The organism is Azohydromonas caseinilytica, from assembly GCF_012927045.1.
In the GTDB taxonomy this organism is placed as follows: domain Bacteria; phylum Pseudomonadota; class Gammaproteobacteria; order Burkholderiales; family Burkholderiaceae_C; genus Azohydromonas; species Azohydromonas caseinilytica.
The window spans coordinates 73,533-85,081 of sequence record NZ_JABBFW010000003.1 but is presented as its reverse complement, the minus strand read 5'-3'; the positions used below and the strand labels follow the sequence as shown (position 1 = coordinate 85,081).

The following is an 11,549-nucleotide window of genomic DNA, read 5'->3' as shown; positions in this document are numbered from 1 at the left end:
GGGCCTGCGGCTTGGCCATGCGACAGGGCTTCGACAAGCTCAGCCCGAACGGAAGACAGGGGTCAGGGGTTTACCAGCAGCCGCTCCAGCGTCCGCCGGTAAATGTTCTTCAGCACCTCGACGCTGGCGGCGTCCACGTGCTCGTCGATCTTGTGGATGGTGGCGTTCACCGGGCCGAACTCCACCACCTGCGGGCAGATGCGGGCGATGAAGCGGCCGTCCGAGGTGCCGCCCGTGGTGGAGAGCTCGGTGGCAACGCCGGTCTCGTCGGCGATGGCCCCGGCCAGCGCACCGCACAGCGGGCCCTCGCGCGTCAGGAAGGGGTGGCCGCTCAGCGCCCAGCTCAGCTCGTACTCCAGGCCATGGCGCTCCAGCAGGCTGGTGACGCGCTGCTTCAGCCCTTCGGCCGTGCTCTCGGTGCTGAAGCGGAAGTTGAAGTCCACCACCGCCTCGCCCGGGATGACGTTGCCCGCGCCGGTGCCGGCATGCAGGTTGGAAATCTGGAAGCTCGTCGGCGGGAAGTGCTCGTTGCCGCGGTCCCACTCCATGGCGACCAGCTCGGCCAGCGCGGGCGCGAGCTGGTGCAGCGGGTTGCGCGCGAGCTGCGGGTAGGCGATGTGGCCCTGCACGCCGATGACGCGCAGCTTGCCCGAGAGCGAGCCGCGGCGGCCGTTCTTGATCATGTCGCCCAGCTTCTGCACCGAGGTGGGCTCGCCGACGATGCAGGCGTCCAGCCGCTCGCCGCGCTGCTGCAGCAGCTCCACCAGGCGCACGGTGCCGTCGAGGCCCGGGCCTTCCTCGTCGCTGGTGATCAGGAAGGCGATGGAGCCGGCGTGCTCCGGCTGCGCCGCCACGAACTCCTCCACGGCCACCACCATGGCGGCGATGGAGGTCTTCATGTCCGCGGCGCCGCGGCCATAGAGCTTGCCGTTGCGGTGCGAGGGCACGAAGGGGTCGGAAGTCCACTGCGCCAGCGGCCCCGGCGGCACTACGTCGGTGTGGCCGGCGAAGCCGAAGGCCACGCCCGGCGTCTTGCCGCGGCGGATGGCCCAGAGGTTGGCGACGCGGAAGTCCTCGGGGCCGTGCTGCAGCAGCTCGCATTCGAAGCCCAGGGCTTCGAGGCGCTGGGCCAGCAGGGCCTGGCAACCGGCGTCTTCGGGCGTGACGGAGCGGCGCGCGATCAGCGCCTCGGCGAGTTCAAGCGTGGTGGTCATGTGGGGGCCGAGGGGCCGGCTGTAGGGGAGTCCTGGACGTTCATCGGTCCCCGGCCACTCAGCAACCCGTTCGCCCTGAGCCTGTCGAAGGGCAGGCGCTCGAAAAGGGCTTCGACAAGCCTGTCCTGAGCTGGCCGAAGGGCTCAGCCCGAACGGAATAGCGGGGTTCGGGAACCGACTGAAATGCATTTGAGGCCTCCTGCCGGCCAGTTGCCCAGGCGCCAAGCCAAGGCAGGAGGCACCAGGCGCTGATCAGGCGCGCAGCAGCTCGTTGATGCTGGTCTTGGCGCGGGTCTGCGCGTCCACCTTCTTCACGATCACGGCGCAGTACAGGCTGTACTTGCCGTCGGCGCTGGGCAGGTTGCCGCTGACCACCACCGAGCCCGCGGGCACGCGGCCGTACGTCACCTCGCCGGTGGCGCGGTCGTAGATCTTGGTGCTCTGGCCGATGTACACGCCCATGCTGATCACGGAGTTCTCCTCCACGATCACGCCTTCCACGACCTCGGAACGGGCGCCGATGAAGCAGTTGTCCTCGATGATGGTCGGGTTCGCCTGCAGCGGCTCCAGCACGCCGCCGATGCCCACGCCGCCGGACAGGTGCACGTTCTTGCCGATCTGCGCGCAGGAGCCGACCGTGGCCCAGGTGTCCACCATCGTGCCCTCGTCGACGTAGGCGCCGATGTTCACGTAGGAGGGCATCAGCACGGCGCCGCGGCCGATGAAGCTGCCGCGGCGGGCGACGGCCGGCGGCACCACGCGCACGCCGCTGGCGCGCATCTCTTCGTCCGGGGCGGTGGCGAACTTGGTGTCCACCTTGTCGTAGAAGCCCAGGTCACCGGCGCGGATGATCTGGTTGTCCTTGAGGCGGAAGCTCAGCAGCACCGCCTTCTTGATCCACTGGTGCACCGTCCACTGGCCCACGCCCTCGCGCGTGGCCACGCGCAGGCGGCCGGCGTTGAGGTCGGCAATCACCGTCTCCACGGCCTCGCGCACCTCGGCCGGGGCGTTGGCGGGCGAGAGGTTGGCGCGGTCGTCCCACGCGGCGTCGATGACGGCTTGCAGTTGCTGGCTCATGGCGGTCCTTCTTGATGAATGGTGTTCGGGGAGTCCGGCGGACTCGGGTTCGGTGCTCGGGGCTCGGCGGCTCGGCTCAGGCGGCGTAGGCCCGGGTGAAGGCGACGATGCGCTGGGCGGCTTCGAGGCATTCCTCGACGCCGGCCACCAGCGCCATGCGGATGCGCCCGCGGCCCGGGTTGAGGCCGTGCGCATCGCGGGCGAGCAGGCTGCCCGGCAGCACCGCGACATTGTATTGAGCGAGCAACTCCAGGCTGAACCGGATGTCGTCCCCGCCCGGCACGCCGGCCCACAGGTAGAAGCTGGCGTCGGGCAACCTCACGTCCAGCACCTCGGCCAGCAGCGGCGTCACCAGCTCGAACTTCTTGCGGTAGAGCGCGCGGTTCTCGATGACGTGCGCCTCGTCGTTCCAGGCCGCGATGCTCGCCGCCTGCACCACGCCGCTCATGGCGCTGCCGTGGTAAGTCCGGTACAGCAGGAAGTCCTTGAGGATCGACGCATCACCGGCCACGAAGCCCGAGCGCATGCCGGGCACGTTGGAGCGCTTGGACAGGCTGGTCAGCACGATCAGGCGCCTGAAGTCGTCGCGGCCCAGCGCCTTGGCCGCCTGCAGCGCGCCCAGCGGCGGCTCGTCGCGGAAGTAGATCTCCGAGTAGCACTCGTCGCTGGCGATGACGAAGCCATGCCGGTCGCTCAGCTCGAACAGCATCTTCCACTCTTCCAGCGGCGCGACGGCGCCGGTGGGGTTGCCGGGCGAGCAGACGTAGAGCAGTTGCGTGCGCGACCAGGTCGCTTCGTCGATGGCGCTCCAGTCCGGCGCGAAGTTGCGTGCCGGGTCGCTGTTGGCGAACACCACGTCGGCGCCGGCCAACAGGGCCGCGCCCTCGTAGATTTGGTAGAACGGGTTGGGGCAGACCACCGTCGCGCCCACGCGCGTCGGGTCGATCACGGTCTGCGCCAGCGCGAACAGCGCCTCGCGCGAGCCGTTGACCGGCAGCACCTGCGTGGCAGGGTTCAGCGTGACGTCATATCGCCGCTTGATCCAGCCCGCGCAAGCCTCGCGCAGGGCTGGGCTGCCGGCGGTGGGCGGGTAGCCGGAGAGCTCGTGCAGGTTGCCCATGAGCGCCTGCTCCACCAGCGCCGGCGTGGCGTGCTTGGGCTCGCCGATGCCCAGGCTGATCGGGCGCAGGCCCTGGTTCGGGACGATGTCCTTGGTGAGCGCGCGCAGCCGCTCGAAGGGATAGGGATTGAGGCGTTTGAGCAGCGGGTTCATGGCGGTGCGGAAGCGGCGCGTGGTCGGGCGCCCGGGATGTCAAAGCGTCAGAGATTGCCGGCGCAGTTGGGCGCGCCGCAGCGGCAGCGCAGCCGGCCCTCGTGGTGCGTCTCGCCGTAGCTCACGGTGATCTCCTCGCCCGGCGCGATGGTGCGCAGGGCGTAGAACTCGACGCGGCCCTGGCGGATGCACAGCCGCGCGTTGGGCGAGCAGGAGTGGTTGGTGAAGCGCATCGGGTCGGTGGAGCGGTGGAAGTCGATGGCCTTCTTCTCCGACACCTCCACGATCATCACGCGCTCGTAGCGCGTGGCGCGGATGCGCGCGGCCTCGACGCTGATCGACTCGCCGCGGATCTCGCCGATCTTCACGCGCGGCGGGATCGGCTCCTTGGCGAACACACCATGGCCGTCGATCAGGCTGCGCTGCACCAGCACGTCGAACTTCTGGTACGGGGGCCGCACGACGGGCGGAGGAGCAATGTCGGAAGTGGAAGACATCAGAAGTCTTTCACCGTTCGCGCTGAGCTTTCCCCCCGTTCGCCCTGAGCTTGTCGAAGGGCCTGCGTCCCAGCCGGGCTGCAGGGCTTCGACAGGCTCAGCCCGAACGGGTATGGGCTCAGCCCGAACGGAATGGGGTTAGAGCAGTCCGCGCTCTTCGGCGTGGCTGGGCAGGTCCACGCGCGGCTGCGGCTTCCAGCCGCGCTTGCGGTGCTCGACCACGACGTTGGTGTAGATGCCGCCGCGCACGTACCACTTGGCGGTGATGCGCACGAAGCGCGGTTTACAAGCCTTCACGATGTCGTCGAGGATGGTGTTGGTCACCTTCTCGTGGAACGCGCCTTCGTTGCGGTAGCTCCAGAAGTACATCTTCAGGCTCTTGAGCTCCACGCACAGCTCGTCCGCGATCATGTCGATGGTGAAGTGCGCGAAGTCGGGCTGGCCGGTGAGCGGGCAGTGGCAGGTGAACTCGGGCACCTGGAACTGGATCACGTAGTCGCGCTGCGGGGCCGGATTGGGGAACACGTGCAGCTCCTTGCTCGGGGCGCTGGGCGGGTTCGGCGGCATGGGGCGCTGGCGGCTGGCGGGCAGCTTCTGGGCCACGGATTTCTTGCCGGCGGCGGCGGTGCTTTTCTTGGCGGCGGGCTTGGCGGCAGGGGTCGCCGCGGTCTTGCTGGGCATGGGAACTGACGGAACTTTGTTGGGGCCTGGCGGCGAGGGGCGCGATGGTATCATCCGGCCCGCTTCCGCCTGGCGCGCCCGCGCTAATTTCCCTTAGGAATCAACTACTTGGCTTGCGCCGGATACGGTCCGGCGAGGCCTTGGCGCTGCATGCGGCTCAACCAGATCAAGCTTTCCGGTTTCAAATCCTTCGCCGAACCCACCACCTTCCAGCTGCCCGGGCAGCTCGTGGGCGTGGTCGGCCCCAACGGCTGCGGCAAGTCCAACATCATGGACGCGGTGCGCTGGGTGCTGGGCGAGTCCAAGGCCAGCGAGCTGCGTGGCGAGTCCATGCAGGACGTGATCTTCAACGGCTCGGGCAACCGCAAGCCCGCCAGCCGCGCCAGCGTGGAGCTGGTCTTCGACAACAGCACCGGCCGCGCCGGCGGGCCCTGGAGCCGCTACGGCGAGATCGCCGTCAAGCGCGTGCTCACCCGCGACGGCACCAGCAGCTACTACATCAACAACCAGCCCGTGCGCCGGCGCGACGTGCAGGACGTGTTCCTGGGCACCGGCCTCGGTCCGCGCGCCTACGCCATCATCGGCCAGGGCACCATCAGCCGGATCATCGAGAGCAAGCCCGAGGAGCTGCGCCTGTTCCTCGAAGAGGCCGCCGGCGTCTCGAAGTACAAGGAGCGCCGCCGCGAGACCGAGCTGCGGCTGCGCGACACGCGCGAGAACCTGCTGCGCGTCGAGGACATCCTGCGCGAGCTCACCGGCAACCTCGCCAAGCTGGAGAAGCAGGCCGAGGTCGCGCAGCGCTACAAGCACCTGCAGGAGCAGGGCACGCTCAAGCTGCACCAGCTGTGGTTCCTGAAGCACCGCGATGCCAGCGTCGAGGAGGCGCGCGTGAAGGCCGCCATCGCCGAGGCGCAGGCCGTGCTGGCGCAGCGGCTGGAGGAGCTGGCGCAGGTCGAGGCCGAGCTGGAGGAGGTCAAGGGCGCCCACTTCGCCGCCAGCGACGCGCTGCACGCGGAGCAGGGCAAGCTCTCCGAGGCGGCGCTGGAGGTGAGCCGGCTGGAGGAGCGCATCCGCTACGTGGCGGAAGGGCGCGACCGCGCCCAGGCGCGCCTGGCCGAGCTGAAGGCGCAGGACGCGCAATGGGCCCAGCGCCGCGAGCAGGCCGCCGAGGAGCTGGAGCTGATCGCCGAGAAGATCGCCGCCGCCGAGGAGCAGGCCGAGGTGCTGGCGGCGCAGTCCGAGGAGCAGGCTGAGCGGCTGCCCGAAGCCGAGGAAGCACACCGCCAGGCCGTGGCCCGCGTCACCTCGCAGCACCAGCGCGTGATGCAGGTGCAGCAGCAACTGCAGGTGCTGGCCGCCGACGGCCGCCACGTCGAGGACCAGCAGCGCCAGCTCAACACCCGGCGCGAGCGCCTGAGCGGCGAGAGCAAGGCGCTGCAGGTGCCCGATGCCGAGCACCTGGCCGAGCTGCAGCACCAGAGCGAGGAGGCCGCCGCCGCGCAGGCCCAGGCCGAGGAGCAGTTGCACACCTTGAGCGAAGAGCTGCCGCAGCTCGACGCGGCGCGGCGCCAGGCGCAGGAAACGCTCAATGCCGAGACCGCGCGCCAGGCGCAGGTCACGGCCCGGCTGCAGGCGCTGCGCGCGCTGCAGGAGAAGGTCCAGACCGAAGGAAAACTGAAGCCCTGGCTGGCCAAGCATGGGCTCGAAGGCCTGCAAGGGCTGTGGAAGCGGCTGCACATCGAGCCGGGCTGGGAGACGGCGCTGGAATCGGCGCTGCGCGAGCGGCTGTCGGCGCTGCCCGTGGGGCGGCTGGACACCGTGCGCGCCTTCGAGCGCGACGCCCCGCCCGCGAAGCTGGCCTTCTATCACGCGCCCGATGCGGCGATCGCCAGCACGCACCGCACGCTGCCGCGCCTGGCCGACCTGCTCAAGCTGGACGACAAGGGCCTGCAGGCGCTGCTGGGCGACTGGCTGGAAGGCATCTACACCGCGCCGGACCTGGCCGCGGCGCTGGCGGGCCGCGAGTCGCTGACGCATGGCGAGTGGATCGTCACGCCCGCCGGGCATGCCGTGTCGCAGTTCGCGGTGAGCTTCTACGCGCCCGACAGCGAGCAGGCCGGCCTGCTGCAGCGGGCGCAGGAGATCGAGCAGCTGCAGGCGCGCCAGGTCGAGCAGGCGCGCGTGGTGGAGGAGGCGCAGGCCGCGCTGCGCCGCGCCGAAAGCGCCTATGGCGAGGCCGCGCAGCAGCTCGGCGCCCTGCGCCGCGCCGCCGCCGAGGCGCAGACGCAGGCGCACAAGCTGCACGTCGAGTGGTTCAAGCTGCACCAGCAGGCACAGGCCGCGGCCGGACGCCGGGCCCAGCTGCAGGACGAGGTGCAGGAGATCGACGCCCAGCTCGAAGCGCTGGCCGCGCGCCGCGCCGAGGACGAAGCCAAGTTCGAGGAACTGGACCTGCAGCTGGCGCAGGTGCAGGAGGACGAGGCCACTGCGCAGGAGGCCGCGCTGGCGGCCGAGCGCAAGGTGGCGCAGGCGCGCGAGCAGTTGCGCGCGCTGGAGCGCCGCGCGCAGGAGGCGCAGTTCGAAACCCGCTCCCTGGGCGCGCGCCGCGGCGAGCTGCAGCGCGCGCTGGAGACGGCCGCGCGCCAGCTGCAGGACAACGCGCAGGCGGCCTCGCAGGTCGTCACCGACCTCGCCGCGCTGGACGACGCCGCCGCGCAGGAAGGCCTGACGCAGGCCCTGGCGCTGCGCCGCGAGCGCGAGGCGGCACTGGCCGCGCAGCGCCGCGGCTACGACGAGTTGAGCCTGCGCCTGCGCCAGACCGACGAGCGCCGGCTGATGGTGGAGCGCGGCCTGCAGCCGCTGCGCGAGCAGATCACGCGGCTGCAGCTGGAGCAGCAGGCCGCCACGCTGGGCGGCGCGCAGTACCTGGAGCAGCTGACGAACGCCCAGGCGGACCTGGCCGCCATCGAGCAGTCGATCCAGGCCGGACAAGTCAAGCTCTGGGGCCTGCAGGGCGAGATCGACCGCATCCAGCGCGAGATCACCGGCCTGGGCGCGGTCAACCTGGCCGCGCTGGAGGAGCTGGGCGCGGCGCGCGAGCGCAAGGGCTTCCTGGACACCCAGTACGCCGACCTGCAGGACGCCATCAACACGCTGGAGGACGCGATCCGCAAGATCGACCTGGAGACGCGCGAGCTGCTCACCAGCACCTTCGACCGCGTCAACGAAGGTTTCGGCAGCATGTTCCCCAGCCTGTTCGGCGGCGGGCAGGCCAGGCTGGTCATGACGGGCTCGGAGATCCTGGACGCCGGCGTGCAGGTGATGGCGCAACCGCCGGGCAAGAAGAACAGCACCATCCACCTGCTCTCCGGCGGGGAGAAGGCGCTCACCGCCATCGCGCTGGTGTTCGCCATCTTCCAGCTCAACCCGGCGCCGTTCTGCCTGCTCGACGAGGTCGATGCGCCGCTGGACGATGCCAACACCGAGCGCTATGCGCGCCTGGTGACGAAGATGAGCCAGGCCACGCAGTTCCTGTTCATCAGCCACAACAAGATCGCGATGGAGATGGCGCAGCAACTGGTGGGCGTGACCATGCAGGAGCAGGGCGTCTCGCGCATCGTCGCCGTCGATATGGAAGCCGCGCTCGGCATGGCCGAATCCGCCTGAGAACTCACAAGGACCCCCACTGATGCCTTCGATGAGCCTGACCCTCGCCCTCTCCATCCTGGCCGGCCTGGTGCTGCTGGCGCTGGTCGTGCAGAGCCTGTGGAGCGCGCGCAAGTCCGAGCCGCGCCGCGCCGAGCCCACTCCGGCCGCGCCGGCCGCGCCGCGCATGGAGCCGCCGCTGGGCGGCGACCTGGCGCCCACGCCCGCGCCCATGCCCATGGACTCGGCCGAGCTGGTCGATGCGCGCCGGGGCGGCGACCCCGCGCTGGCGGCGGCCGGCGCCGCGGTGGGCCTGGCCGGCGAGGCCGTCGCGCCCGGCGTGGAGCCCGTGATGGGCGCCGCGGTGGCGGAGACGGCGCCGGTCGCGGTGCAGGCCGAGGCCGCCGCGCCCGCCCCGGCGCAGGCGCCCGTGCCGGCGGTGCGGCGTGGGCCGCGCATCGACGCGCTGATCGACGTCATCGCCAACCTCACGCTGGACACGCGCGTCAGCGGCGACCTGGTGCTGGCGCACCTGCCGGCCACGCGGCGCGCGGGCACGAAGCCCTTCCTGGTCGAGGGCCTGAACGCCGCCACGGCCGAGTGGGAGCCGCCGCAGCCCGGGCAGCAGTACCGCCAGCTCCAGGCCGGCGTGCAGCTGGCCAACCGCCATGGCGCGCTCAACGAGATCGAGTACTCCGAGTTCGTGCAGAAGCTGCAGCCCTTTGCCGACAGCGTGGGCGCGGCGGTGGAGATGCCGGACATGCTGGAGGCGGTGGCGCGCGCCAAGGAGCTGGACCACTTCGCCAACCAGCATGACGCGCAGCTGGCGGTGCAGCTGGTGGCGCGCAAGGCGCCGTGGTCGGTGTCGTACCTGCAGCAGGCCACGCTCAAGCATGGCTTCGTGCCGGGCTCGCTGCCGGGGCGCCTGGTGCTGCCGGGCGCCGAGGAGGGCGCGCCGCCGGTGCTAGTGCTGGCCTTCGACCCGCAGGCCGCGCTGGCGGAGAACCCCAACGCCGTGAGCGTGAAGCTGGTGAGCCTGAGCCTGGACGTGCCGCAGACGCCCGAAGCCGAGGACCCCTTCGGCACCTGGCTGCGCGCCATGTCGGCGCTGGCCGCCGAGCTGGAAGCCGACCTGGTGGACGAGGCCGGCCGCCGCGTGGTGCCCGAGGCCTTCGAGCCGATCAAGAGCGAGCTGGAAGGGCTGTACCGGCAGCTCGAAGGCCGCGACCTGGCGGCGGGGTCGGCGGCGGCGCGCAGGTTGTTCAGCTGAGGCGTGGAGTCCAAGGGCCGCGCTTTGCAAGGCAGGGCGCCAGCCCACCAAGTTGTCATCCCGGCGAATGCCGGGATGACGGCATTTGCTCTACGGCCTGCAACACGGCGCACGCTGCAAGCGGTCCGACGGCAAAAAAAGCAAAACAAAACGGCTTCCCCCAGGAAGCCGTTTCTCCTTGAAGGCGCCGGCCCTCCCGGGCCCGCGCCATCCTCACACGCCGCTCAGCGGATGAACTTGTCCCCCTGGCGCAGCAGCGTCGCGCTGCTGCCGGCGCGGGCGATGCCCGCGGCTTCAGCACGGCCGGCACCCGGAGGCGTCGGGTCCTTGGCGAAGCGCAGCGTCGTGGCCGCCACCGAGTGCAGGTTCACGTTGAAGGCGTAGGCGTTGACGTTGCGGAAGGTGTCGCAGGCCTGGTGGTAGCAGGGGTCGTAGGCCTGGCCCGCGGTGCCGCCCCACAGCCCCGCTTCCTCCTCGGTCTTGATCCCCTCGGCGCCGGTGAACAGGCCGCCGGAGGGGATGCCCGCGGCGATGAAGGGGCCGTAGTCGGAGCGCCCGTCGAAGTCGGTGCCCCGGAACGCGATGCCGCGGCGTTCGTAGAAGCCCTCGAAGGCCTTCTCGATCTCGGCCGAGCCTTCGGGCCCCGGGCCGGCGCCCACGTTGTCGGAGTTGTCGCCGTCGTAGATGAAGAAGCCGTGGTTGGGCGAGCCGATCATGTCGAAGTTCAGGTACAGCGCGATGCGGTCGCGCCGCCAGGGCTCCAGCGTGGTGACGTAGTAGGTGGCGCCCACCAGCCCCGACTCCTCGCCGCCCCACAGCGCGAAACGCAGCTTGTTGCGCGTGTGCACCTTGCCCAGCTGCTTGGCGGTTTCGAGGATCGCGGCCACGCCCGAGCCGTTGTCGTTGATGCCCGGGCCCTCGGGCACGGAGTCCAGGTGCGCGCCCACCATGACCACCTGGTCCGGATCGCCCTTCCTGGACTCGGCGATGACGTTGCTGGTGGAGACGTTCTCCATCTTCGTCTCGGCCTTGATGCGCATGCGCAGCCCGGACAGCCCGGCCAGCGTGTTGCCTTCTTCCTGCGTCACGGAGGTCACGGGGATGCGGCCGCGGAAGTCCGCGCCCAGCGTGCCGTTGATCTCGCCCTCGATGTTGTTGGCGATGATCACGCCCACCGCGCCGGCGGCCTGGGCGTTGGTGGCCTTCAGCGCGAAGGTGCAGTTGCCGCGGCCGACCAGCGCGATGTGGCCGCGCGGGAAGCCGTTGAAGTCCGAGGCCTCGCAGCCCGGGGTGTCGTCGGTGGGCTGGAAGGGCAGCGCCGTGACCGCCGCCGTCACCTCGCCGCTGGGCGAGTAGGCCAGGATGTTGTTGGGCACGTCGCGCGCGTTCGGAGCCACGACCTGCAGCACCGTGTCGCTGACCTCCTCGAAGGTGCGGAACTGGAAGTACTGGCGCCGCACGTCGTAGCCGGCGTCGCGGAACACCTTGACCGCGTAGCGGGCCGAGGCGTCGAAGCCCGGCGTGCCCGAGGCGCGCGTGCCGTTGTTGGCGTTGGCGATGTCCTGCAGCGCCTGCTGGTGCTTGCGCACCTCGCTGTAGGTCACGCACTCCATCAGCTTCGGGATGGTGTCGTTGGTGCGGTTGGGCCGGGTGCACTTGTCCGGCAGCGCCGCTTCGGGGTTCACCGTCACGATCGCGTCGGACTCGACCGCCGCCACGGCGGCGGCCTGCTCGGTGGCCGCCGCGGCCGCCACCTCGGTGGACGCCGCGTCCCCGCCACCGCCGCCGCAACCGGCGAGCATCCCCGCCGCCAGGGCCACCGGCCACCAGCCGGGGAATCGGGCCAGGCTGGTCCGCTGCGCATGCTCCATGGACTTCATCCGGTACTCCTC

General features: G+C 70.7%; 8 protein-coding genes. 2 read left to right on the top strand and 6 right to left on the bottom strand.

Features of this window, described 5'->3' with window-relative positions; genetic code table 11:
* Positions 1 to 62 precede the first annotated feature (62 nt).
* The 5 genes from dapE to queF all read right to left on the bottom strand — a co-directional run bounded on the left by dapE (position 63) and on the right by queF (position 4,628).
* Positions 63 to 1,214, bottom strand: coding sequence for a succinyl-diaminopimelate desuccinylase (gene dapE, locus HHL10_RS05795; RefSeq protein ID WP_169159403.1), 1,152 nt, complete (start codon positions 1,212 to 1,214; stop codon positions 63 to 65).
* A 252-nt stretch (positions 1,215 to 1,466) separates the two neighbouring features.
* Positions 1,467 to 2,291 carry a 2,3,4,5-tetrahydropyridine-2,6-dicarboxylate N-succinyltransferase gene (gene dapD, locus HHL10_RS05790; protein ID WP_169159402.1) on the bottom strand — a complete coding sequence of 275 codons (825 nt, stop codon included), beginning with the start codon at positions 2,289 to 2,291 and terminating at the stop codon, positions 1,467 to 1,469.
* A gap of 76 nt (positions 2,292 to 2,367) precedes the next feature.
* A complete protein-coding gene (gene dapC / locus HHL10_RS05785; RefSeq protein WP_169159401.1) occupies positions 2,368 to 3,564 on the bottom strand; it encodes a succinyldiaminopimelate transaminase in 1,197 nt (398 codons plus the stop codon).
* Positions 3,565 to 3,611: 47 nt separating this feature from the next.
* Positions 3,612 to 4,061: an SET domain-containing protein gene (locus tag HHL10_RS05780; RefSeq protein WP_169159400.1), complete on the bottom strand. Its 450-nt coding sequence runs from the start codon at positions 4,059 to 4,061 to the stop codon at positions 3,612 to 3,614.
* A gap of 138 nt (positions 4,062 to 4,199) precedes the next feature.
* Positions 4,200 to 4,628: a preQ(1) synthase gene (gene queF / locus HHL10_RS05775; protein ID WP_169159645.1), complete on the bottom strand. Its 429-nt coding sequence runs from the start codon at positions 4,626 to 4,628 to the stop codon at positions 4,200 to 4,202.
* A gap of 264 nt (positions 4,629 to 4,892) precedes the next feature.
* Here queF and smc point away from each other — a divergent pair, with 264 nt between their 5' ends.
* Positions 4,893 to 8,408: a chromosome segregation protein SMC gene (gene smc / locus HHL10_RS05770; protein ID WP_169159399.1), complete on the top strand. Its 3,516-nt coding sequence runs from the start codon at positions 4,893 to 4,895 to the stop codon at positions 8,406 to 8,408.
* Between the two features lie 31 nt (positions 8,409 to 8,439).
* Positions 8,440 to 9,657 (top strand): cell division protein FtsZ, encoded by a 1,218-nt coding sequence (locus HHL10_RS05765; protein ID WP_169159398.1) that lies wholly within the window; start codon positions 8,440 to 8,442, stop codon positions 9,655 to 9,657.
* Positions 9,658 to 9,881: 224 nt separating this feature from the next.
* Here the strand turns inward: HHL10_RS05765 and HHL10_RS05760 are convergent, their stop codons facing one another.
* Positions 9,882 to 11,537, bottom strand: coding sequence for a M28 family metallopeptidase (locus HHL10_RS05760; protein WP_169159397.1), 1,656 nt, complete (start codon positions 11,535 to 11,537; stop codon positions 9,882 to 9,884).
* Positions 11,538 to 11,549 lie beyond the last annotated feature (12 nt).